The 23,747-nt window shown below is 57.8% G+C and carries 25 protein-coding genes and 1 pseudogene; 16 read left to right on the top strand and 10 right to left on the bottom strand.

Going from position 1 to position 23,747, the window contains the following annotated elements; all coding sequences use genetic code 11:
* Positions 1–5 precede the first annotated feature (5 nt).
* The 5 genes from FAZ30_RS19910 to FAZ30_RS19930 all read right to left on the bottom strand — a co-directional run bounded on the left by FAZ30_RS19910 (position 6) and on the right by FAZ30_RS19930 (position 5,640).
* Positions 6–2,234 carry a chemotaxis protein CheW gene (locus tag FAZ30_RS19910; protein ID WP_199731064.1) on the bottom strand — a complete coding sequence of 743 codons (2,229 nt, stop codon included), beginning with the start codon at positions 2,232–2,234 and terminating at the stop codon, positions 6–8.
* Between the two features lie 85 nt (positions 2,235–2,319).
* Positions 2,320–2,736: a response regulator gene (locus tag FAZ30_RS19915; protein ID WP_342773767.1), complete on the bottom strand. Its 417-nt coding sequence runs from the start codon at positions 2,734–2,736 to the stop codon at positions 2,320–2,322.
* On the bottom strand, positions 2,714–3,874 hold the full coding sequence (locus FAZ30_RS20940) for a methyl-accepting chemotaxis protein (RefSeq protein ID WP_281279249.1): 1,161 nt from the start codon (positions 3,872–3,874) through the stop codon (positions 2,714–2,716). Before FAZ30_RS20940 ends, FAZ30_RS19915 begins: the two co-directional genes overlap by 23 nt.
* A 278-nt stretch (positions 3,875–4,152) precedes the next feature.
* Positions 4,153–4,461 carry an STAS domain-containing protein gene (locus FAZ30_RS19925; protein WP_233170603.1) on the bottom strand — a complete coding sequence of 103 codons (309 nt, stop codon included), beginning with the start codon at positions 4,459–4,461 and terminating at the stop codon, positions 4,153–4,155.
* 18 nt (positions 4,462–4,479) lie between these two features.
* The gene (locus tag FAZ30_RS19930) at positions 4,480–5,640 is read right to left on the bottom strand and encodes a sensor histidine kinase (RefSeq protein WP_124644920.1); all 1,161 of its coding nucleotides are present in this window, start codon (positions 5,638–5,640) and stop codon (positions 4,480–4,482) included.
* Positions 5,641–5,842: 202 nt separating this feature from the next.
* Here FAZ30_RS19930 and FAZ30_RS19935 point away from each other — a divergent pair, with 202 nt between their 5' ends.
* From FAZ30_RS19935 to FAZ30_RS19975, 9 genes and pseudogenes are all read left to right on the top strand, one after another.
* Positions 5,843–6,793 (top strand): chemotaxis protein, encoded by a 951-nt coding sequence (locus FAZ30_RS19935; RefSeq protein WP_124644919.1) that lies wholly within the window; start codon positions 5,843–5,845, stop codon positions 6,791–6,793.
* A gap of 36 nt (positions 6,794–6,829) precedes the next feature.
* On the top strand, positions 6,830–7,768 hold the full coding sequence (locus tag FAZ30_RS19940) for a chemotaxis protein (protein ID WP_124644918.1): 939 nt from the start codon (positions 6,830–6,832) through the stop codon (positions 7,766–7,768).
* A 51-nt stretch (positions 7,769–7,819) separates the two neighbouring features.
* A complete protein-coding gene (gene cheY, locus FAZ30_RS19945) occupies positions 7,820–8,209 on the top strand; it encodes a chemotaxis response regulator CheY (protein WP_082693990.1) in 390 nt (129 codons plus the stop codon).
* Positions 8,210–8,263: 54 nt separating this feature from the next.
* A complete protein-coding gene (cheZ, locus tag FAZ30_RS19950) occupies positions 8,264–9,016 on the top strand; it encodes a protein phosphatase CheZ (protein WP_124644917.1) in 753 nt (250 codons plus the stop codon).
* A gap of 44 nt (positions 9,017–9,060) precedes the next feature.
* A complete protein-coding gene (locus FAZ30_RS19955) occupies positions 9,061–10,974 on the top strand; it encodes a chemotaxis protein CheA (protein WP_137010099.1) in 1,914 nt (637 codons plus the stop codon).
* Positions 10,975–10,998: 24 nt separating this feature from the next.
* Positions 10,999–12,222: an EAL and HDOD domain-containing protein gene (locus FAZ30_RS19960; protein WP_124644915.1), complete on the top strand. Its 1,224-nt coding sequence runs from the start codon at positions 10,999–11,001 to the stop codon at positions 12,220–12,222.
* Between the two features lie 33 nt (positions 12,223–12,255).
* On the top strand, positions 12,256–12,924 hold the full coding sequence (tsaB, locus tag FAZ30_RS19965) for a tRNA (adenosine(37)-N6)-threonylcarbamoyltransferase complex dimerization subunit type 1 TsaB (RefSeq protein ID WP_137010100.1): 669 nt from the start codon (positions 12,256–12,258) through the stop codon (positions 12,922–12,924).
* Positions 12,918–13,358 (top strand): annotated as a pseudogene (gene rimI / locus FAZ30_RS19970) (ribosomal protein S18-alanine N-acetyltransferase); the annotation flags it as partial. The gene tsaB and the pseudogene rimI, both read left to right, overlap by 7 nt.
* Positions 13,355–14,230, top strand: coding sequence for a uracil-DNA glycosylase (locus FAZ30_RS19975; RefSeq protein ID WP_137010101.1), 876 nt, complete (start codon positions 13,355–13,357; stop codon positions 14,228–14,230). The pseudogene rimI and the gene FAZ30_RS19975, both read left to right, overlap by 4 nt.
* A gap of 23 nt (positions 14,231–14,253) precedes the next feature.
* On the opposite strand, the gene FAZ30_RS19980 is transcribed toward FAZ30_RS19975, so the two are convergent.
* From FAZ30_RS19980 to rpmB, 3 genes are all read right to left on the bottom strand, one after another.
* Positions 14,254–14,961: a type 1 glutamine amidotransferase gene (locus FAZ30_RS19980; RefSeq protein WP_137010102.1), complete on the bottom strand. Its 708-nt coding sequence runs from the start codon at positions 14,959–14,961 to the stop codon at positions 14,254–14,256.
* A gap of 234 nt (positions 14,962–15,195) precedes the next feature.
* The gene (gene rpmG, locus FAZ30_RS19985; protein WP_012696028.1) at positions 15,196–15,351 is read right to left on the bottom strand and encodes a 50S ribosomal protein L33; all 156 of its coding nucleotides are present in this window, start codon (positions 15,349–15,351) and stop codon (positions 15,196–15,198) included.
* Between the two features lie 34 nt (positions 15,352–15,385).
* Entirely contained in the window at positions 15,386–15,619 is a 234-nt protein-coding gene (gene rpmB, locus FAZ30_RS19990; RefSeq protein ID WP_011137003.1) for a 50S ribosomal protein L28, read from the bottom strand.
* Positions 15,620–15,887: 268 nt separating this feature from the next.
* Here rpmB and FAZ30_RS19995 point away from each other — a divergent pair, with 268 nt between their 5' ends.
* The 5 genes from FAZ30_RS19995 to FAZ30_RS20015 all read left to right on the top strand — a co-directional run bounded on the left by FAZ30_RS19995 (position 15,888) and on the right by FAZ30_RS20015 (position 21,933).
* Complete coding sequence (locus FAZ30_RS19995; RefSeq protein WP_124644911.1) at positions 15,888–17,528, top strand: CTP synthase; 1,641 nt, start codon at positions 15,888–15,890, stop codon at positions 17,526–17,528.
* 2 nt (positions 17,529–17,530) lie between these two features.
* Complete coding sequence (kdsA, locus tag FAZ30_RS20000; protein WP_137010103.1) at positions 17,531–18,382, top strand: 3-deoxy-8-phosphooctulonate synthase; 852 nt, start codon at positions 17,531–17,533, stop codon at positions 18,380–18,382.
* A gap of 107 nt (positions 18,383–18,489) precedes the next feature.
* Positions 18,490–19,773 (top strand): phosphopyruvate hydratase, encoded by a 1,284-nt coding sequence (gene eno / locus FAZ30_RS20005; RefSeq protein WP_124644910.1) that lies wholly within the window; start codon positions 18,490–18,492, stop codon positions 19,771–19,773.
* A gap of 8 nt (positions 19,774–19,781) precedes the next feature.
* Entirely contained in the window at positions 19,782–20,072 is a 291-nt protein-coding gene (ftsB, locus tag FAZ30_RS20010; RefSeq protein WP_059284867.1) for a cell division protein FtsB, read from the top strand.
* A 76-nt stretch (positions 20,073–20,148) separates the two neighbouring features.
* Entirely contained in the window at positions 20,149–21,933 is a 1,785-nt protein-coding gene (locus FAZ30_RS20015; protein ID WP_137010104.1) for a GGDEF domain-containing protein, read from the top strand.
* Between the two features lie 46 nt (positions 21,934–21,979).
* On the opposite strand, the gene FAZ30_RS20020 is transcribed toward FAZ30_RS20015, so the two are convergent.
* The gene (locus FAZ30_RS20020) at positions 21,980–22,291 is read right to left on the bottom strand and encodes an RnfH family protein (RefSeq protein ID WP_124644908.1); all 312 of its coding nucleotides are present in this window, start codon (positions 22,289–22,291) and stop codon (positions 21,980–21,982) included.
* The gene (locus tag FAZ30_RS20025; RefSeq protein WP_124644907.1) at positions 22,284–22,721 is read right to left on the bottom strand and encodes a type II toxin-antitoxin system RatA family toxin; all 438 of its coding nucleotides are present in this window, start codon (positions 22,719–22,721) and stop codon (positions 22,284–22,286) included. The genes FAZ30_RS20020 and FAZ30_RS20025 overlap by 8 nt, the downstream gene beginning before the upstream one ends.
* A gap of 178 nt (positions 22,722–22,899) precedes the next feature.
* Between FAZ30_RS20025 and smpB the strand changes: the two genes are divergently transcribed.
* Positions 22,900–23,355, top strand: coding sequence for an SsrA-binding protein SmpB (gene smpB / locus FAZ30_RS20030; protein ID WP_103525334.1), 456 nt, complete (start codon positions 22,900–22,902; stop codon positions 23,353–23,355).
* Positions 23,352–23,708, top strand: coding sequence for a hypothetical protein (locus FAZ30_RS20035; protein ID WP_124644906.1), 357 nt, complete (start codon positions 23,352–23,354; stop codon positions 23,706–23,708). The genes smpB and FAZ30_RS20035 overlap by 4 nt, the downstream gene beginning before the upstream one ends.
* Positions 23,709–23,747 lie beyond the last annotated feature (39 nt).

Genomic DNA, 23,747 nt, shown 5'->3' on the forward strand with positions numbered 1-23,747 from the left:
TCCCCTCATGCCTCGTCTGTCATGGCCTGCCGTGCCGCCGTTTGCGCCGGTCGCTGGTTGTGACGGGCGATGATCGATATATCCAGAATCAGGGCAACCCGGCCATCCCCCATGATGGTGGCGCCGGACATGCCCTCGACTTTGCGATAATTGGTTTCCAGATTCTTTACCACGAACTGTTGCTGGCCGATGAGTTCATCCACCAGCAGGGCCAACTGATAGCCGCCGGCCTCGACGATGACCAGAATGGCGCTGGTGGGATCGCTGGCGGCACTGGCATCGACATGGCCGAAGAAGGCAGCCAGCGACACGATGGGCAGGTATTGGCCGCGCACATTCACCAGCTGGCCGCGCCCTGCTACCGTTTTCAGTTCCGGAGCCTGCGGCTGCAGGGACTCCAGCACAAAAGTCAGCGGGATGACATAGATATCCTGGCCGACACGCACCGACATGCCATCCATGATCGCCAGCGTCAGTGGCAGGCGGATGCTGATGGTGGTGCCGAAATCCGGCATGGAATCGATATCGATGCGGCCACCCATGCTCTGGATATTGCGCTTGACCACATCCATGCCCACTCCGCGACCAGACACATCGGTCACTTCGGTTGCCGTGGAGAAGCCCGCCTCGAAAATCAGCCCCCACACCTCGCTATCGCTCAAGGCATCGCTGACCGGCATGCCGCGCTCGCGCGCCTTGGCCAGAATGCGCTCGCGATTAAGGCCGGCGCCATCGTCGGTCACTTCAATCACGATGCTGCTGCCCTGATGAAAGGCCCGCAGTGTCAGTCGCCCCACGGCCGACTTGCCCTTGGCCACCCGGACCTCGGGCGATTCCACCCCGTGGTCCAGGCTGTTGCGCACCAGATGGGTCAGCGGGTCGGCCAGCTTTTCGATAAAGCCTTTGTCCAGCTCGGTATTTTCGCCCACCATTTTCAGCTCGATCTGCTTGCCCAGCTTGCCGGCCAGATCGCGTACCACACGCGGAAAACGGTTGAAGACAAAGGCGATGGGCGTCATGCGAATGGACATCACCGCTTCCTGCAATTCACGCGAGTTGCGCTGCAAGGCCGAGATGCCGCCCAGCAGGCGTTCGTATTGCACGGCGTCCAGCTCCTGGCTGGACTGGGTGAGCATGGACTGGGTAATGACCAGCTCGCCCACCAGATTCAGTAGCAGGTCGACCTTGTCGATATTCACCCGAATGGAGTTTTCCACGGCCGGTGCAGCACGCTCCTGTCGCGGAGCGGCCACCACGGCAACCGTGGGTGCGGCCGCCACGGCCACAGCCGGCTCCAGCGGTGCAAACAGGCCAAAACCTTCTTCCTCGTGCAACATGACTGGTGCGATGGCTGGCCCGGCTACCGGGGCAAACAGCCCGAAGCCCTCTTCCTCATACAGCATGTCTGCCGTCGGCTCGCTGCCGCCAACGGCAGCGGCCAAGGGTTCGAACAAGCCGAAGCCATCCTCTTCAAAGGCAATGTCGGCAGCAGCAGTCTGTGTGGGGCTGGCAATACTGGAAGAAAGAAACAGCCCGAAATCGCCCTCGTCTTGCTGGCCATGATCCTGGGTGATGCGGAAGTGTTCCGGCGAAATGGAAAAGGCCAGCGATTCGGCCACTTCGTCAGCAGCCAGCGTCGAGGTGAAAATCACTACCCAGGGCAGTTGATCACTCCCCCCCCCTTCTTGCACCACACTCAGCTCACCCAGCGCAGTCAGCGACTGCAACAGTGCCGGGTAATCGGTGGTCGGCAAGCAGCAGTCCAGCTCGACATACAGCGTGGTGCAGACTGCAGGCGCGGCGGATGACTGCACAGGCGCCACCACCGGCGGCGGTGCGGAGCCGCCACCGGCAACCAGCCGTTCCAGCCAGTTTTCCACCGCACTGATCGCGGACTCGGCCACGGCCTCGCCACCGCGGTGTGCGCCCAGCATGCCGGCCAGCACATCCTTGGCATTCAGGCAGGCATCCACCATGTCGGCAGTCAGCCGCATGCTGCCCTTGCGCACCTTGTCCAGCAGGTTTTCCAGGATATGGGTCAGCGCAGCCAGATCGGCAAACCCGAACGTAGCCGCCCCCCCCTTGATGGAGTGGGCAGCACGGAAAATGGCATTGAGGTCTTCGCCGTCCGGTGCCGCCAGGTCTACCCCCAGCAACACGGACTCCATGGTGGCCAGATGCTCGTCGGTTTCATCAAAGAACACCTGATGAAACTGCGACATATCGATTGACACGATGCTTCCCCTTACTGCGCAGTCCGGATAGTCAGCGGTGGAACCCGTCTGCTGTCGCCCGGCACATCACGATCGGTCTGGGCAATCAGCCAACCAGCCGCTTTACCACATCCAGCAGCTTTTGCGGATCAAACGGCTTGACCAGCCAGCCGGTAGCACCGGCGGCTCGCCCCAGCGATTTCATCTGATCGCTGGACTCGGTGGTCAGCATCAGGATGGGCGTCGTGCCATAGGCCGGCAATTTGCGCAGCGCGCGAATCAGGTTCAGGCCGTCCATGCCCGGCATGTTCTGGTCGGTCAGGATCAGGTCAAAGCTGTCCGCCTGGGCCCGCGCCAGACCACCATTGCCATCGACCGCCTCTACTACCTCATAGCCCGCACTTTTGAGAGTAAAGGTCACCATTTGACGGATTGACGCCGAATCATCGACTGTCAGTACTTTTTTTGGCATGTTGTTCCCACTTTTCTTTTGTTCACGCTCAAAACAAATCAATGCTGCCACTCTGCATCTGACCTTGTGCCACCGGATTGTTGGACAAGCTGATTTGCAGTTCTGCCAGCCGGGCAGAGGCTCTCACCTCCCACTGCCCTTGTTGTTGCTGCTTGTTGCTGGTCAATTCCATCATTTCTTCGATGCCGTACAAACGCTTGCCGACATGGGCAATCAATTGCGACACCATGTCCTGAAACTGCAGCGAACGCACCGCATCGCCCACGTGGTCTGACAGCAAGCCCACGCCATGGCGCAAGCGACCGATTGATTCGGCCATCACCGCATCCATCACCCGGATGCGCGATGAAGTGTCATCCAGCCGCTGTTTGGCCTGCAAGGTAAACATCATGTCCTGCGAGGCCAGCTGGTTGATCAGCCCCTCGGCATGCTCGACCGAACCATTCACCCGGTTGATCAGGTTACGGATTTCATCGCTGAAACTACTGGTGCGGCCGGACAGATGGCGGACTTCCTCGGCCACCACGGCAAACCCCCTGCCGGCCTCCCCGGCCCTGGCCGCCTCGATCGAAGCGTTCAAGGCCAGCATATTGGTTTGGTTGGTAATGGAGTGAATCTCATCCAGCAACAGAATGACCCCCTGCATCTCCTGACCAATCGACTCCATCTGCTCGACCAGCAGCATGGCCAGCCGGCTGTTCTCCACCGTCTTTTCAACAAAGCTGCCCATCGCATTGGCGATTTCATTGACAAAAGTGCTGAAAGACATGGCATGCGAGTCCATGCCCACCTCGCCTTTGGCCAGGCTTTCGGCTAGCTGCAACTGTGCAGCGGCCTCCTGCGACAGGCCGGAAAAACTGTTGACCAGGGTCAGTACCGCATCCTGGATCAGTGTCTGTACCCGGCTCACCTCCAGCTTTGACTGGGAGATCTGCTCCTGAATGAAGTCAAGGCAGTCAGGCGCAGCAGGTGCAGCTGCGGTCTTGCCGGAATCCGCCTCTTCCCTATCCATCACCGTCGGCTCCTTGGCTAGGTACAGAAAATGCAATACGAACAGCAGGCTGGCGGCAAGCGGCAAAGCCAGGCCCCACACCAGCGCACCCCACAAGGGGCCACTCAATATCACCAGTACCGAAATCAGGCAAAGACCACACGCCACGAAACGTCGCTGCGGATAGAAAAGCACCATGTAGCCCCCGGTCATTCAGCAAAATTGCCAATGTACTATCTTCTTCATCAACTAATATGCCAGCTTAATCAAGGAGAAAATCGACCGGATGGTGTAAATAATGGTATTAGCCATTAAATAATTAATTATTAATGTTTTTATCACTTCTACAGAAAACCGACAAAACGGCTGTCTGTCAAAATATATAGACTGACTTGCTGCCAACGGAAACCCCGACAGACAGCGAGATGGCGCTCACCAGCCAGCCCGGGCCGGCACTACGTCACAGAGTGAAGGCATTACTTGATGGTGAACATCTTGTTGAAGCAGGCGATTTCCAGCACTTGCAGCACGGTATCGCGGCAATTGATCAGCGACATCGATTTTTTCTGACTGGTAGCGCGTTCTTTCAGCAGCAGCAACATGCCCAGCGCCGAGCTATCCAGAAAGGGCACTTGATCAAAATCGACCTGAATTTCCTGCACGGCTGGATTTTCCAGCAACTCCTGGCTGGCAAGACGGAAATCCTTGTGCAGATTGAAATCGAACTGGCCGACCAGAACGAGCGTACCAACCTGACCTTCTACTTTAACCACTGGCTTCATCATCTATCCCCCTGATTCACATTACACATCGACCGCTCCCGTCCCGCGGCAGGGGAGAGTCAATTCAAAATAAGCACCACCTTGCGCACGATCCCCACCCATCACCGTGCCGGCCAGCTCTTCCGCCACCTTTTTCACGATGGACAGCCCAAGGCCTGTTCCGCCTGGGCGGGTGGTAAAGAAAGGCTCGAACAGCCTGGCCGGATCAGCCCCCTGCAGGCCCACGCCATCATCCTCTACCCGGAAACAAACCTGCTCATCCCGCAGACTCACCGTGAGGCCGATACGCCCGCCTTCCGGCGAGAAATGCATGGCATTTTCCAGCAGGTTGACCAGCGCCCCCTGCAGGGCCTTGCGGTCACCCATTACCGTTATGGCAGAAGGCAGCAGGTTATTGCAATCCCAAATCATGTCACGCTCATGACATTGCGGTATCAATACCGCAGCGACATCCTCAACCAGCGCCGCGACATCGAGCCACTCCAGCGCACTGGTCTGGCCGCGCACAAACCCCAGCATGTTCTGGATCAGCCCCTCCAGCGCCTTCATCCGGGCCAGGCTCTTGTCGACAAACTTCGCCCGGTCCTCTGGCCGCAAGCCTTCCTGCTTCAGATTGGCGGTATAAAGCATGGCCGTGGCCAGCGGGGTGCGTAACTGGTGCGCCAGCGACGCAGCCATGCCGCCCATCGCGGCCAGCTTTTGCTGGTGCGCCAGCTCCACCGTCAGATGATGCAGACGGCTGACATCATGCAGCAGCACGATGCGTCCGCCCGAGGCCGGCAAATCCTGATATTGCAAGGCCAGACGACGGGCAGACTCTTGCTGCGGCAAGGTATAGGTCCCGTCCAGTTCGGAGCGCGTCCAGCCGGCCATGACGGTATCCCAGGCCATCCCGCCGTGCTTGCCTTGCAGCAAAAGCTGGGCCGCCGGATTTTCAGCCACGACCACGCCATCGGCGGCCAGCTGTACCACGCCGGCAGGCAGCGCTTCCAGCAACATCCCCAATCTTTCGGCGAGTTCGGCGTTTTCGTCACGCTGTTTACGCAATTGGTTGTTAGCCTCGTCCAGTTGCGCATTCAGTACGTTAACCTGCACTTCGAGCTGGCGATAAGCATCGATTAACTGACTAGAAACAGTGTTGAACTGCTCGAAAGCCGCCTCCAGCATCTCCTGGTCTTTCAAATTTGATGCTGTCTTGGCCATGTTTAGCGTCGTATTTGTAAAAAGGACTTAAACAGTATGATAATGACTAAGTCTGAGCCAAGCCAACTTAAAGTCTGATCTGAGCCAAGACAGTTTTCAAAGAAAGCTGGGAAAATGAATAATTGGCGTATACAACGGGAGTATTGCGCCACCACAACGAACCGATGCAGCGGAGGTTTCTGTGTCAGAGCTTCTTAAAAAAATTGATGCCAGAACAAAACTGGCGGGGACCAACAAGCTGGAAATCCTGCTGTTCTCCCTGGGGCACGACCAGCGTACGGGAAGAAAAGAAGTTTTCGGCATTAACGTGTTCAAGGTGCGCGAAGTCATGCGCACCCCTGAAATCACGTCCGCCCCGGAAATGCCATCGTCGGTCGAAGGCATGGTCAGCCTGCGCGGCTCGCTGGTGCCGGTGATTGATCTGGCCAAATACGCTGGCATCGTCACCAGCAACAAGCCGGAAATCATGATCGTCACCGAGTACAACGGCCACACGCAGGGCTTTCTGGTGGAAGCGGTCGACACCATTTTGCGCCTGGACTGGTCTGCCATGCGCGTGCCGCCGGACATGATCACCAACCGCATGGCCGGCCTGGTCACCGCCGTCACCGAGCTGGATCAGGGCACCCTGGTGATGATGATGGATGTGGAAAAAGTACTGGCCGAAACCTCGCTGGTTGACGATTCCCACCACTTCATCAATATCGAACCGGTAAAAGAAGAACGCATGATCTTCTTCACCGACGACTCCGCCGTCGCCCGCAAACAGATCGAACGCACCCTGGACGCGATGCAGGTCAAATACGCCTACGCCATCAATGGCATGCGCGCCTGGGAAGAACTGCAAAAAATGGCCATGCAGGCCGAGCTGTCCGGCAAGCGCCTGTGTGAAACCCTGCATCTGGTACTGACCGACGTGGAAATGCCGGAAATGGACGGCTACATGCTGACCAAGCTGATCAAGAGCGACCCGCGCTTTGCCGGCATTCCGGTACTGATGCACTCCTCGCTGTCCGGCTCTTCCAACCAGAAGCTGGGCCAGTCGGTGGGCGTCGACGAATATGTCTCGAAATTCGAAGCCCAGAAGCTGTCGATGAAGCTGCGCGAAATGCTCAACCTGGCCAAAAACTAAAGCAAACCGGACAGCCATTCGGAAGAGGGAAAAAATATGTCAGCAACAGACGCATCCTTGCTTGCCAGCGTCGATGCCCGTACCAAACTGGCGGGCTCCAACAAAATGGAAATCCTGCTGTTTTCGCTGGGCACCCGCGAAACCTTCGGCATCAATGTATTCAAGGTCAGGGAAGTATCACAAACGCCGGCCATCACCAAAACCCCCAACATGCCGTTCGGGGTGCAGGGCGTGCTGTCCCTGCGCGGCAACATCATCCCGGTCATTTCGCTGGCACGTTTCGTCGGTTCGGAACAGAGCGGACGCAAATTCGACACCATGATCGTCACCGAATTCAACAAGAGCACGCAGGCTTTTCTGGTGGATTCGGTCGACCGCATCATCCGCGTCGACTGGGACCGGGTACGTGCCCCGGAAAACATGATGAGCACCACGACCAACTCCAACCTGATTACCGCGATTACCGAGCTGGAAGACGGCAAGCTGGTTTCCATTCTGGACGTGGAGCAGATTCTGGCTACCGTGGTGGGTGAGCCACGCCTGCCGGACATCCCGCAGGCACAGCTGGAGAACGACCAGTACCTGTTCTTCGTCGACGACTCGGTGGTGGCGCGCAAGGAAATCACCAGTGTGCTGGAAAAGATGGGCATCAAGTTCCAGCAGGCCACCAATGGCCGCGAAGCCTGGGACCGCCTGCAAGTGCTGGCCAGCCGCAACTGGGGCGAGGACGAATCGCTGCACGACTATCTGAAGATCATTCTGGTGGATGCGGAAATGCCGGAAATGGACGGCTATGTCCTGACCAAACTGATCAAATCCGATGTCCGCTTTAAAGGCATCCCGGTTATCATGCACTCCTCGCTCTCCTCCAACGCCAACAAGGCGATGGGTTCCAGCGTGGGTGTCGATGCCTATGTTGCCAAATTCGATCCGGCAATACTGGCTGAAACTTTGATTCCATTCCTGCAGAGGTAACCGTTAAAATCAACGGCTCAATGGAATACCGACATTTCAGGACCTACCCAGATGCCAGATAAAAACATGCGATTCCTCGTTGTGGACGATTTCTCGACCATGAGAAGAATTGTTCGCAACCTGCTGAAAGAGTTGGGGTTCACCAACGTCGATGAAGCCGAAGACGGCCAGGTTGCCTTGCACAAGCTGAAAACGCAGCATTTCGACTTTATCGTTTCCGACTGGAACATGCCGAACATGACCGGCATCGAGTTGCTGAAAGCAGTACGCGCCGATCAACAGATCAAGCATCTGCCCTTCATGATGATTACTGCCGAAGCCAAGCGGGAAAACATCATAGAAGCCGCCATGGCCGGAGCCAGCGGCTACATCGTCAAACCGTTCACGGCGGCAACACTGGAAGAAAAGATGAACAAGATCTTCCAGACCATGAACAAGTAAAACGAATAAACATAGCAAATAAACTTGCCTAGTCAGCACTGAGGAGAGGCTATCGTGCCGGATCACATTCTGGAAAGTGGAGATTCCCCGGATCTCGAAGCATTGTTTGACAGCATAGCCAGTCAGCAACAGCAAAAAGAACCAGAAGCAGTCTCGACGACATCGGCTGGGGCGGTCACCACGGCAGGTAGCAACGAAATCAGTACGGCAGTCATGTACGAACAGATTGGCCAGCTAACCCGCAAGATGCACGACGCACTGCGTGACCTGGGCTACGACAAATCGCTGGGGAAGGTGGCGGATGCCATTCCCGATGCCAAGGACAGGCTGAGCTATATCGCCTCGCTGACGGAAAGTGCCGCAGAGCGGGTGCTGAATGCCACCGATCTGGCCAAACCCTACCAGGATGATCTGGAAAGCCGTGCCAAACTGCTGTCGGAACGCTGGAACCTGCTCTATGCCAACCAGCTGTCCACTGCCGAATTCAAGAACCTCGCCGAGGATACCCGTCAGTACCTCGGCCATGTTCCGAAACAGACTCAAGCCACCAATACCCAGTTGCTGGAAATCGTGATGGCGCAAGACTTTCAGGACCTGACCGGCCAAGTCATCAAGAAAATGATGGATATGGTGCATATACTGGAAACGGAACTGGTCGCCTTCCTGATCGAATTCTCTCCGGATTCGAAGAAGGCCGAGCTGGACAATAATCTGCTGAATGGACCGGTAGTCAATCCGGAAGGCAGAACGGACGTGGTGTCCAGCCAGCAGCAGGTCGATGATCTGCTGGAAAGCCTGGGCTTCTAAACAAAAAGCGGTGAACGTGTTAGCGGCATAAGCGGGGTGAGAAAATGAGCGATTTTGGCGGCATGGAAGAACTGCTACAAGACTTCCTGATGGAGTCTACCGATCTGCTGTCCGACGTGGACAACAAACTGGTGGAACTGGAAAAGCGTCCTGAAGACAAGGCACTGCTGAATGACATTTTCCGGGGTTTTCATACCATCAAGGGCGGAGCTGGCTTTCTGAATGTGGGTCCGATGGTGAATTTGTGCCATCGCACCGAAAACCTGTTCGACAAGCTGCGCAATGGTGAACTCCACATCACGCCAGAAGTCATGGACGTGATCCTGGACGCAACCGGCATTGTGCGCGACATGTTCGGCACCCTGGGCCAAGGCCTGATGGTGGCCGATGCCGATGCCGACGTACTCAATGCGCTGGACGCCGTACTGGCCGGCGAGATGCCCGGCAAGGCAGAAGCTGCAGCCCCTGCAGCAGTGGCCCCGGCAGCGCAAGCTGTGGCCACCCCTGCTCCAGCCGCAGCCGCCGCGACAGACGGTCCGGACTGGAATGCCCTGCATCAGGCCATCGTGCCGCAGGCCACTCCGACTGCCCCGGCAGCCGCACCGGCACCGGCAGCACCGGTGACTGCCGTCGCCACGACACCGGTTCAGGAATTGCTGCCCGCAGCAGAACACATCCCTGCAGCCAAGCCCGCCACCAAGGCTGTTGCCAACAAGCAGCCCAGCAGCGCCGGCAATAGCAGTGGCCCGCAGGAAAACACCATCCGTATCGATACCGTACGCCTGGACATGGTGCTCAACCTGTCTGGCGAAATCGGCCTGACCAAGAACCGCCTGACTACCCTGCGTACGGAAATCCTGCAGGGCAATCGCGACGGCAACACCCTGCGTTCGCTGGACGAAGCCATCAGCCAGCTCGACCTGCTGGTGGGTGACCTGCAGAACGCGGTGATGAAGACCCGCATGCAGCCGATTGGCCGCCTGTTCCAGAAATACCCGCGCCTGGCGCGTGACCTGGCCCGCCAACTGGGCAAGGAAGTCGAGCTGGTGCTGTCCGGCGAGGAAACCGAGCTGGACAAGACCATGATCGAAGATCTGAACGATCCTTTGGTCCACTTGGTACGCAACGCGGTCGATCATGGTGTGGAATCGCCGGAAGAACGCATTGCCGCAGGCAAGAAGCCGCAATCGCTGATCCAGCTGACTGCCGAGCAGGTGGGCGATCACATCCAGATCGAAATCACCGACGATGGCAAGGGCATGAATCCGGATGCCCTGCGTCGCAAGGCTATCGAAAAGGGCCTGATCGACCAGGAAACCGCCAACGGTCTGGACGAGAAGCAGTGCCTGCAGCTCATCTTCATGCCGGGTTTCTCCACCAAGGACCAGATTTCCAGCGTCTCTGGCCGCGGTGTCGGCATGGACGTGGTGCGGACCAATATCCAGAAGCTGAACGGCCGCATCGATATCAACTCCCTGCCGGGCGAAGGCACTCGCATCAGCATCTCGCTGCCGCTGACGCTAGCCATTCTGCCGGTACTGGTGGTACGTGCCTGCAACCAGCCGTTTGCCGTACCGCTGGCCATGGTGCGCGAGATCATCACCATCGATCCGAATGCCATCCAGGAAGTATCCGGCAAGCCCACCATCGTGGTCCGCGACGAAATCCTCCCACTGCGCACGCTTGCCGGCCTGCTAGGCTGGGAGCCGACGCAGAAGCCTTACTTTGGCGTGCTGATGCAGTCGGCCGAGAAGTCCTTCATTCTGGCCATCGACTCCTTTGTCGGTCGTGACGATGTTGTCATCAAGCCGCTGCAGAATATTCGTCCGAAGGGTGTGGCCGGTGCCACGCTGTCTGGTGATGGCTCGGTAGTCCTGGTGCTGGACATGGAAGATTTGCTCAGCTCCAGCGATGGCACCAACGGCCAAGTCCGGACCTCGGAGCTGATCTCCGCATAAGAAAACCAGAACTGGCAAGTTTTAATGACCTCACAAAGCGCCTTCATTGGCCGACAAACGGTATTAAACCGTAACCAGCAGCTCATCGGGTATGAGCTGCTTTTTCGTGCAAGCGAGGAAGCCAACTCGGTAGGCCCTCACAGCGAGCTGCAGGCGGATACCCAGGTATTGGTCAATACCCTGAACAATATGGGTACCAGCTGGCTGATCGGCAACAAGCTGGCGTTTATCAATGTTGGTGAAGCCATGCTCACCAGCGACTTTCTGGAGCTGCTGCCACCGCGACGCGTGATTCTGGATATCGCCCCCGACATCAGCGCCTCCAGCGAACTGCTGTCGCGGGCGCGCCATCTGCGTTCGCTGGGTTTTGGCATCGCTCTGGATGATTTCTCGTTCGAAGCCCAGTCCGCCGCTTTTCTGGAGTTCGCCAACTACGTCAAGCTGGATATCCAGAACCGCAATACCAACCACTTCCAGGTGCTGGCGGCTCGTTTGCGCAGCTATCCGGTGATCCGCATCGCCGAGCGGGTGGAAACCCATGAGCAATACCATCTGTGCAAGGAACTGGGCATGGATGGCTTTCAGGGCTACTACTTCGCCAAGCCGGAAACGCTGTCGGCGCGGGTGATTCACCCCACCTTCAGCAATGCGCTGGAACTGCTCAACCTGCTGCGCATGGATGCTGACCTACGCCAGGTAGAACAGATCCTCAAGCGCGATGTGGCCCTGTCCTTCAAGCTGCTGCGTTATGTCAACTCCGCGGCAGCCGGGCTGAATACCACCATCAGTTCCTTCTCGCATGCTGTCACCGTACTGGGCTACAAAAAGCTTTACCGCTGGCTGACCCTGCTGCTGATCACGGCCTCTGACGATGGCCGTGCGCCGCCGGCCTTGCAGAAAACTGCGGTGACCCGTGGCCGTCTCATGGAATTACTGGGTGAGCAGCTGGGGCTGAATCATGACGACTGCGACAATTTGTTCATCGTCGGCATGTTCAGCCTGCTGGATGTGCTGTTCGACATGCCCATGCCCAATATTCTGGAACACTTGCAGCTGCCGGCTGCCCTGATCGAAGCCCTGGCGGAACGCAAGGGCCAGATGGGCGCGCTGCTGCAACTGACCTGCAGCTGCGAAGATGGCCAGCTGACCGGCGTAGTCGAACAGTCGGCCCAACTGAAGCTCAGCGCGGACCAGCTCAATCAGGCCCACGTCGCCGCACTCGCATGGGTAGAGGATCTGGGCTTATAATTGCCAGCCCTTCAGCCGGTTCCGAACCCTTCGATGAAACTGTTAGCCATTGATACCTCCAGCAGTTATTTGTCCCTGGCCCTCAGCCTGGATGGCGAAATGCACGCCTTTCATGAGGAAATGGGACAAAAACACGCGGAACGGACCCTGCCGGAAATCGACCGCCTGCTACAACAGACGGGCATCAAACTCGGAGCACTGGACGCCATCGTCTTCGGGCAGGGGCCAGGTTCGTTTACTGGTCTGCGCATTGCCTGTGGCCTAGCGCAAGGACTGGCCTTTTCAGCCGGGCTGCCGGTCATCGGCATCCCCACACTGGATGCAGTTGCCCAGCAAAGTGAAGCCGGCCAGCTGCTGGTTTGCCTGGATGCCCGCATGCAGCAGGTGTACTGCGCGGTCTACCAGACAGGCCCTCACTGGCAACGCCAGGGACCCATTACCCTGCAGGATCCCCAAGCGGTAATACTACCGGACGGTATCAGCCTGGTGGCTGGTGACGGCTTTGATAATTACCCTGCCCTGCTGGCTGGACAGCGCGAGCACATCCGCCATAGCGGCGTCCTGCGCGCCGATGCCCGTGCCCATATCGCGCTGGCACAGAGCGGCCGTTATCCCATGCAGCACCCGCGCGAGGCCGAACTGCTTTACGTCCGCAACAAAGTGGCCCTGACTTCGATCGAACAGCAGGCGCTCAAGGGATGAGCAGCGTCCACCGCTACCATCCTGCCTCCGCCCACAGCCTGGCCACGCTGGAAGCCGCTGCGACACCGCATGGCTGGAGCGAAGGCAATTATCAGGACTCCATCAACGCTGGCCACCCGTTTTACTGCCTTGGCCAACAAGAGATCGGCTTTGCCGTGGTCATGCCCGTGCTGGATGAAGCCGAATTACTGAATATTGTCATCGCCGCGCCGCGGCAAGGGCGCGGTCTGGGCCGACAGCTACTGGCCGGCTTGATGCACGATCTCCAGCAACAGGGCTGTCAGCGCCTGTTTCTGGAAGTACGTGCTAGCAATACCCCGGCGCGGGCACTGTATCAACGCTGTGGCTTTCGTGAGTCCGGCCTGCGCAAAAATTACTATCCCGGCCACGATGGTCAACGCGAACACGCCATCCTGATGGAGGCAAGCCTGTGAACCGCAGCAGCTTTATCCAACAGGCCATCGGCCTTGGCCCGCAATGGCAGGCCCGCAGCGGCTGGTTTGAACAGCATCCGGCCGAACTGGACCGGCAAGCCATGCAACTGGCACAGCAGCAAACCAGCCTGCCGCCCGCAACAGACACTGTAGCCATCCCGGCACCAGATGCTGTTGCCAATGTCCACATGCCCGCCCCGGCCATGGAGACAAGCGAAACTGCAGCACCCAGCACGCTGGACGCAGCATTAGCTGCCGCCGATGTGACTGACCACCTGGAGCAGCCGCTGGCATCGCCCCGGCCGCTGGTGGAGCTGGGCTGGGACCAGCTGGAACAGGCAGTAGCAAACTGCCAAAACTGCCAGCTCTGCCACACTCGCACCCAAACGGTATTTGGCCGCGGCAATCCGCAAGCACGCTGGATGCTGATCGGCGAAGCCCCTGGCGAGCAGGAAGACAAGCAAGGCCAGCCCTTTGTCGGTAAGGCCGGCCAGTTGTTGGACAATATGCTGGCCGCCGCCGGGCTGGACCGTGAGCACGATGTCTATATCGCCAATGTGTTGAAATGCCGGCCACCGGGCAATCGCAACCCGGCTCCGGAAGAAATCCTGGCGTGTAGCACTTATCTGCAACAGCAGATCCGCCATGTACAACCCACCCTGATCCTGGCGCTGGGCCGCTTTGCCGTGCAAACCCTGCTGCAAACCGAGCAAAGCATAGGCAAGTTGCGCGGTCAGTTACACCAGTATCAAGGCATTCCGCTGATTGCCACCTACCACCCGGCCTATCTGCTACGCAATCTGCCGGACAAGGCCAAGGCCTGGCAAGACATGGTGCTGGCCAAGCAGCACTTCAGCCGCCTCAGCAGCTAGTTGCGCCGCCTCACCAGCCACCATCAGCCATAGACGCCCTGCAACCAGCGCCGATAAATGGCATCGGCCTGGGCGTGGCTCTGTGGCATCCCCTCCTCCAGCGAAGCTGCAATCTGCGCCACCGACATGACGCTGGGCAGATCATGGGCATCGATCTCCTGATAACCCACCTGCAACCACTGCCGGATCATTTCTACCTTCACCTCGCAATGAAACTGCATGCCCAGGTGCCGGCCATCGTACAGATAAGCCTGGTTGCGACAATAAGCGCTGCTGGCCAGCAAGCTGGCACCTTGCGGCAAGTCGAAGCTGTCGCTATGCCACTGAAAAACACGCAAGGACGCGCGCTGGCCAAACCACTCATCCGCTCCCGGCTCGGCTTGCAGATCGATCCAGCCGATTTCCGGGATTGCAGCCTTGCGTACCTGCGCCCCAAGCGCCCGGGCCAGCAGCTGGCCACCCAGGCAGTGCCCAATCACCGGCACATCAGCAGCCACTGCCCGCCGCAGGAAATCAATCTCCGGCAGAATCCAGTCATGCTCTGTCTCGTCGTTTACGCTCATCGGGCCACCAAAGGTGGCGATGCCGGCGTAAGTTGACACATCAGCGGGCAGCACATCACCGGCATAGACCTTGAAAATGCGTGAAGGGATGCTCTGGCAGTTTAGATAATCGAGAAAATACTCTGGTCCATCCAGCGCTACATGCTGAATGATGGCGATAGGCTTCATGTCGTTTCCTCATGCTCACCTGGCACCCAATCGATGCAAAAATGATCACAAAAAAATTTAAAAAGCCAATATAGATGAATTAATACAGGCAATGAATTGATACTTGATCAAATCATCAAGAGGCCAGCCGAAGTGCGCCTCAGAAACAACACAATAATCCCGTACATGGCAGGCAATAAAAAACCCTTCTCCGTGCACCAGAGAAGGGCTCTTGAACGTTACCGAAAAACAAGCTTACTTCAGCTTGGTTTCCTTGTAGATAACGTGTTTACGGACAACGGGATCAAATTTTTTGATCTCCATTTTTTCCGGCATCGTGCGCTTGTTCTTCGTAGTGGTATAGAAGTGGCCAGTGCCGGCTGTGGATTCAAGCTTGATTTTATCGCGCATTGTATAACCTATCTGTCGCTATCTAGTTGACCGCTTAGATCTCGCCACGAGCGCGCAGATCTGCCAGCACTACATCGATACCAACTTTATCGATAGTACGCAGTGCAGCGTTGGATACGCGCAGGCGCACCCAGCGGTTTTCGCTTTCTACCCAGAACTTGCGGTACTGCAAGTTCGGCAGGAAACGACGTTTCGTCTTGTTGTTGGCGTGGGAAACATTGTTCCCGGTCATCGGACGTTTGCCGGTGACTTTGCAAACACGCGCCATGTTAACACTCCCAAAACCGGTAAAAGCTGGCTTTATACCATGAAAAAAGCCAGCGATTCAAGCATGATGCGCACCTTCCGCAGAAAGCACGATCTCGTATATGAAACAGTCGGGGCGGATTGTAACGGAATTACCACAAACACGCGAGTGCAACATGCAATTGCCCGAAGCAAGTGTTGCATTCATTGTTGCAACAAGCGGTGCCATGGCGGTTCAAATCCAAGCGATTTCAGGTTAAAATCCCGGATTCCCATAGAGCCGTAATTCCATGACCAAGTATATCTTCGTAACCGGCGGTGTGGTGTCTTCCCTCGGGAAGGGCATTGCCGCTGCGTCCATTGCTGCCATTCTTGAGTCGCGCGGGCTGAAAGTCACCATGCTGAAGCTCGACCCGTACATCAACGTCGATCCGGGTACCATGAGCCCCTTCCAGCACGGTGAAGTATTCGTGACGGAAGACGGCGCAGAGACCGACCTTGACCTTGGCCACTATGAGCGCTTCATCCAGTCCAAGATGAAGAAGAGCAACAACTTTACCACCGGTCAGGTTTACGAGTCGGTCATCACCAAGGAACGCCGTGGCGATTACCTGGGTGGCACCGTACAGGTCATTCCGCACATCACCGACGAAATCAAGCACAAGGTGCATGAGGGCGCCGGCGATGCCGACGTAGCCATCGTCGAAATCGGCGGCACCGTGGGTGATATCGAATCCCTGCCCTTCCTGGAAGCCATCCGCCAGCTGCGCTCCAACCTGGGCCGCAAGAACACCATGTATGTGCATCTGTCCTACGTGCCGTTCATCGCGACCGCAGGCGAGATCAAGACCAAGCCGACCCAGCACTCGGTGAAGGAACTGCGCGAAATCGGCATCCAGCCGGATATCCTGCTGTGCCGCATGGACCGCGAACTGCCGGCCGATGAAAAGCGCAAGATCGCCCTGTTCTGCAATGTGGAAGAAAACGCCGTCATCGGCTGTTATGACTCCGACTCCATCTACAAGGTACCGGCGATGCTGCACGAGCAAGGCATCGACGACATCATCACCGAACACATGCAGCTGGACATTCCGCCGGCCGACCTGTCGGTATGGGCGCGCATCATCGACGCCATCGAGCACCCGGAGCAGTCGGTCAACATCGCCATGGTCGGCAAATACGTCGATCTGACCGAATCCTACAAATCGCTGTCCGAAGCCCTGAAACACGCCGGCATCCACACACGCTCGGCCGTCAACATCATCTATGTCGACTCCGAAGACATCGAACGTGATGGCGCCGAATCGCTGAAGGACATGGACGCCATCCTGGTTCCGGGCGGCTTTGGCAAGCGCGGTGTGGAAGGCAAGATCAAGGCCGTCAAGTTTGCCCGCGAGAACAATATCCCCTACATGGGTATCTGTCTGGGCATGCAGATCGCGCTGATCGAATACGCGCGTGACGTGGCCGGTCTGGCTGGTGCCAACTCCACCGAATTCGACCTCGACACCGATTACCCGGTGGTCGCCCTGATCGACGAATGGGTCAATCACGACGGCAAGATCGAAAAGCGTGATGAAAACTCCAATCTGGGCGGCACCATGCGTCTGGGCGGTCAGCACTGTGATCTGGTAGATGGCTCGCTGGCAGCACGCGTGTACGGCGCTACCGACATTGTCGAGCGCCATCGTCACCGCTACGAAGTCAACAACTACTACGTACAGCGCCTGGAAACAGCCGGCCTGACCATTTCCGGCCGTTCCGCCGGTCATGAAAAGCTGGTGGAAACCATCGAACTGAAAGACCATCGCTGGTTCTTTGCCTGCCAGTTCCACCCGGAATTCACCTCTACCCCACGCGATGGCCACCCGCTGTTCAAGGCCTATGTGCAGGCCGCCATCGACTACAAGGCTGAAAAGCAAGGGAAATAAGCATGAAACTGTGCGGATTCGAAGTCGGCCTCAACCAGCCCCTGTTCCTGATCGCCGGCCCCTGCGTGATCGAAAGCGAACAGATGGCTCTGGACACCGCCGGTCAGCTGAAGGAAATCACCAGCGAACTGGGCATCAACTTCATCTACAAGTCGAGCTATGACAAGGCCAACCGTTCTTCCGGCACCTCGTTTCGCGGCTTCGGCATCGATGAAGGCCTGCGCATCCTGGACGAAGTAAAGCGCCAGATCGGCGTTCCCGTCTTGACCGATGTACACGCAGAGAGTGAAATCGCCCAGGTCGCCAGCGTGGTGGATGTGCTGCAGACCCCGGCCTTCCTGTGCCGCCAGACCGACTTCATCCGCGCAGTTGCGCAATGCGGCAAACCGGTCAACATCAAGAAGGGCCAGTTCCTGGCACCGGGCGACATGAAAAATGTCATCGACAAAGCCCGTGCTGCCGCACTGGAAGCCGGCTTGCCGGAAGACAGCTTCATGAGCTGCGAGCGTGGCGTGTCTTTTGGTTATAACAACCTGGTATCGGACATGCGCTCGCTGATGATCATGCGCAAAACCGGCTGCCCGGTCGTTTACGATGCCACCCACTCGGTACAACTGCCAGGCGGACAAGGCAGCTCTTCCGGCGGACAGCGCGAATTCGTGCCGGTACTGGCGCGTGCGGCCGTGGCTGCTGGCATTGCCGGCATCTTCATGGAAACCCACCCCAACCCGGCATGTGCCATGTCCGACGGCCCCAATGCCTGGCCGCTGGGCCGCATGAAAGAACTGCTGGCCACGCTGCAACAGCTGGACAGCCTGGTCAAGCAAAGTGCCTGGCCGGAACACTCGCTGTAATACGTTTTCGCTCCATCTGTGGTAACAAGTTTTCTGCGGCCAGCCGCCTGTGAGGGCTGGCCGGTGATGATACGGTTAACCTAGCAAAGCAACTGAAGGGGACAAGTATGAGTTCGATTATTGACGTAGTGGCCCGCGAGATTCTGGATTCCCGCGGCAATCCCACCGTTGAAGCCGATGTACTGCTGGAATCTGGTGTCATGGGCCGCGCAGCTGTTCCCAGCGGCGCCTCCACCGGCGAAAAGGAAGCACTGGAACTGCGTGATGGCGACAAGAGCCGCTACTTGGGCAAGGGCGTGCTGAAAGCCGTAGAAAACATCAATACTGAAATCTGCGAAGCCATCATCGGCCTGGATGCTGCCGACCAGGCCTTCATCGACAAGACCCTGATCGAACTGGACGGCACCGAAACCAAGTCCCGCCTGGGCGCCAATGCCATGCTGGCCGTTTCCATGGCCGTGGCCCGCGCTGCAGCCGAAGACGCCGGCCTGCCGCTGTACCGCTATCTGGGTGGTGCCGGCCCGATGGCCCTGCCGCTGCCGATGATGAACGTGATCAATGGCGGCGCTCACGCCAACAACACCCTGGACATCCAGGAATTCATGATCATGCCGGTTGGCGCACAAACCTTCCGCGAAGCACTGCGCTGCGGCGCTGAGATCTTCCACAGCCTGAAAAAGCTGTGCGACAGCAAGGGCTACGCCACCACCGTGGGTGACGAAGGCGGCTTCGCCCCCAATCTGGCCAGCCACGAAGATGCCATCAAACTGATCCTGGAAGCCATCGACGCTGCCGGTTACGTAGCCGGCCAGGACGTGATGCTGGCGCTGGACTGTGCCTCTTCCGAGTTCTACAAGGATGGTAAGTACCACCTGACCGCGGAAGGCCTGCAACTGTCTTCCGAGCAGTTTGCCGACTACCTGGAAACCCTGGTCAACAACTACCCGATCATCTCCATCGAAGATGGCATGAGCGAACACGACTGGGACGGCTGGAAGATCCTGACCGACCGTCTGGGCAAGCGCATCCAGCTGGTGGGCGACGATGTCTTCGTCACCAACCCGAAAATCCTGGCCAAGGGCATCGAGGTCGGCATCTGCAACTCGCTGCTGGTGAAGGTCAACCAGATCGGCACCCTGTCCGAGACCCTGAAAGCAGTTGATCTGGCCAAGCGCTCCGGCTATACCAGCGTAATGAGCCACCGCTCCGGCGAAACCGAGGACAGCACCATTGCCGACCTCGCAGTGGCCACTAACTGCATGCAGATCAAGACCGGCTCGCTGTCGCGTTCGGATCGTATGGCCAAGTACAACCAGCTGCTGCGTATCGAAGAAGAGCTGGGTGATGCTGCCTACTATCCGGGCCGTGCCGCCTTTTACCACCTGAAATAAGCTGAACTATGCGCTGGCTGACCCTGACTCTGGTAACCCTGCTGATCGCCTTGCAATGGCCCTTGTGGTTTGGCAAGGGGAGCTGGCTCAGGGTCTGGCAGCTGGACAAGCAACTGCAGGAACAGCGGGCCGTCACGCAAAAGCTGATAGCCCGCAATGCAGCACTGGATGCCGAAGTACGTGATCTGAAGCAAGGAACTGACGCGATTGAGGAGAGAGCGCGAAACGAACTTGGTATGATCCGCAATGGTGAGGTATTTTTTCAATTACTGGATCCGGCCGCCTCTGCAAAACATTGACTAAGCCCATCCAAACCTTCACCCTCCTAGACTAAAAATAATTATGGCTGGCTTTAAAACTTCCAGGGTTTGGTCAATGACAACACAGAATCCGATTGAGGTTGCACGCGAAACGCTCAAGCAGCTGAGCATGCGCAAATTGCTGCCAACACCGGAAAATTTCGAGCGCGTCTACCACGAGCTCACACAAGCCCCTATCGAGCGCGACAACAAGCTGGGCACCCAGCTGCTGCGGGCACTGGAAACCATTCCAGCCGAAACCCCACAGAGCAAGACTTCCCTGCTGCGCATCAAACAAGCCACCGACGAGTCGCGCTGGGAACAACTGCCACAGCTGGCCATTGATTTTCTGCGGCTGGCACTGACCGAGAGCAATCTGACCCAGACCTGGGGCAGCCTGATACAAAGCCTGATCCGCAGCTGGGATCTGCGCCTGCCCGACCTGCCACAACATCACAAGCAGGCCGCACTGGAGCGGGTGCTGATCAACTATGGCAACCAGCCCGAAGAGCTCAATACCAAACTGTCGGCACTGGTCAGAAACTGGAGCGCCCCTGCCAGCCAGCGCGAAGCGCTAGCCATGCCGGATGATCCGGCAAGCATCGGCAGCAATATTCCCACCGTAGCAGGCCAGGACAATAGCAGCTGGCCGCTATGGCAACGTACGCTGGCCTTTGCCCTCAAGCACGGGCTGGAACCGCGCCTGATCAGCATGCCGGACATGGTGGAATCGCTGGAAGCGCTGATACGCGAGCTGGAACAGGTTTGCGACGACGCCAGCCTCAGCGTCTACATGCCCAAGCTGCGCGGTTTCATGATCAAGCTGGAACTGCAAACCCAGCAGGAAGGCCGCCTGGTTTCCGGGCTGACCAATCTGCTGCGCCTGTTGCTGGACAATGTCGCCGAGATCAACCGCTCGGATGATTACCTGGTCGGTCAGGTCCATTCGCTGCAGGAAGTGCTGTCGCACCAGCCGCTGTCGATGCAGCAGGTGTACCAGCTGGAAACCAGCCTGAAAGAAGTCATCCGCAAGCAGGGCATGCTGAAGAGCACACTGGACGAAGCCACCAGCTCGCTGCGCACCCTGCTGGACCGCTTCATCTCGCGCCTGGCGCTGATGACCGACACCACCGACGACTTCCACAGCAAGATCAGCAAACATAGCGAAAAATTGAAGCAAACCAGCAATGTCGAAGAGCTGAGCGGCATCATTGGTTCGCTGATGGAAGACACCTCGCTGATGCAGCTGGACCTGACTCGTTCGCGCGACGAACTCTTGTCAGCCCGCGAGCAGGTAGAAGCCGCCGAACAGCGCATCAACGAACTGGAAAACGCACTCGAAGCCGCCAGCGCCAAGGTGAAGGAAGACCAACTGACCGGCGCCTACAACCGCCGCGGTCTGGCCGAGCATTTCCAGCGCGAGATCAGCCGTGCCGAGCGCACCAGCAGCGACCTGAGCGTCGCCTTGATCGACGTCGACAATTTCAAGCAGCTCAACGACCGCTATGGCCACCTGACTGGCGATGACGCCCTGAAATATCTGGTGGACGTGATCAAGCACAATCTGCGTCCGGCCGACATCGTCGCCCGTTTTGGCGGTGAAGAATTTGTCCTGCTCATGCCGGATACGCCGGTTGAAGAAGCCATCGACACGGTGCAGCGACTCCAGCGCGAACTGACCCGCACCTTCTTCATGGCCAATAACGACCGGCTGGTCATCACCTTCAGCGCCGGCGTGGCCAAATGGCATCTGGGCGAGCAAGACATCGAAGTGATCGAGCGTGCCGACCAGGCCATGTATCAGGCCAAGATCAGCGGCAAGAACCGGGTCATTTCAGCCGAGCCAGACCGTATCATCTGAGTCACGCAGTCAACACAAAAAAAACCGGGGAGCTACCCCGGTTTTTTCATTCTGCGCTACCGCCCTTGCTCATGCCCTTGCCGGCCTCAGCCCGCTGTCGCCGCACAGCTTTCGGGTCTGCCTGCAAGGGGCGGTAAATCTCTACCCGGTCCCCCTCGCGCAGCACGGTATCCGGCTTGATGGCCTTGCTGAAAATACCCAGCTTGAGAGCCGCAGCATCGATAATGGGAAACTGCGCCAGAATGCCCGACTCCCGCACCGCCTGCTCCGCCGTCGTCCCCACTGCCACCTGCATGGCCATGATGCGCTGCCGTTGCGGCAAGGCACAGGCGACCTCGATCCGAATCAGCTCAGTCATCGCCATAGACCTTGTCGGCATGTTTGATAAAGGCGTCCACCAGCGTGCCGGAGATATGGCCGAACACCGGGCCGATCACCTTTTCCAGCAGCTTGCTGGAAAACTCGTAGCGCAGGGTGAACTCCACCTTGCAGCCAAAATCGCCCAGCGGGGTAAATTGCCACAAGCCCTGCAAGTGCTGGAAAGGCCCCTCGACCAGCTCCATCAGAATGCTTTCGCCATCACGCAGGGTATTGCGGGTAGTGAAATGCTGGCGAATCTTCAGGTAATCAATATGCAGGCTGGCTACCTGCTGATCGCCCTCACGCGAATGCTCTTCTGCCTTGGCGCACCAGGGCAGGAAACGCGGGTAATTTTCCACCTTGTCTACCAGAGCAAACATCTGCGCCGGGGTATGACCAACCAGGACTTTCTTTTCTACAACCTGCATGGGGAAGCCGCACATTGTGCAAAATGATTCAAGCTGGCAAGTTTACCAAAAGCCGCCCCGGCTGTCCGTGCCTGTCCCGCAGCCGATTTCAAGCTGCTGATTTTCAGGAATTTTGGCCTGGACGCAGCTTCTGGTAGAATGCCGGATTCCCTTTTAAAGCCACGGAAATCTCAGGCTCATGAGCATCATCCAGAACCGCAAAGCCTTCCATGATTACTTCATCGAGGAAGAACTCGAGGCCGGGCTTGTGCTGGAAGGGTGGGAAGTCAAGGCCATACGCGCCGGACGCGTCCAGCTCAAGGAAAGCTATATCGACTGGAAAAACGGCGCTTTCTGGCTGATTGGCTGCCACATCACCGCTCTGCAGTCGGCCTCCACCCATGTCAAGCCAGACCCGGTACGCCCGCGCAAGCTGCTGATGTCCCAATCAGAAATGAACCGCTTCATCGGCAAGGTGGAACGCGCCGGCTACACCATGATGGCGCTGGACCTGCACTACAGCAAAGGCAATATCAAGGCCCAGGTTGGCCTGGCCAAGGGCAAGAAGCTGCACGACAAGCGTGACACGGAAAAAGACCGTGAATGGCAGCGTGAAAAGCAGCGCTTCATGAAGAACCAACGAGGTGGCGAATGAAAAAGAGCGCCGCCCTGCCCATTGCACTGATCTGCCTGGGTTCGGTGTGGTTTCTCAAAAGCACCGCCCTGCTGCCAAACACCTCCACCCTGCTTTCCCTGCTACTGGCAGCTGCAGGGTGTCTATTATTGATCATCGACGGCTTCAACAAATCCACCCTGATCAGCAGCCCGCTGCTGGTCTATGCCGGTGCCGCCATCTATCTGCGCGACAATATGGGCCTGCAATTGAGCCACCTGTTGTCGCTGGGCATGGTCGTGATGGGCTTGTTGATGCTGCTGGCACGTAGTGACCGCATTCCGGAGCGCAGCCTGCGCTGGCGCTCCATGCTGGAAGACCAGGACAAATCCTGATCCGGCACACCATTTACCCATTGAACGACAGGCCCTAGG

It is taken from the genome of Aquitalea aquatilis, assembly GCF_005155025.1.
GTDB lineage: Bacteria > Pseudomonadota > Gammaproteobacteria > Burkholderiales > Chromobacteriaceae > Aquitalea > Aquitalea aquatilis.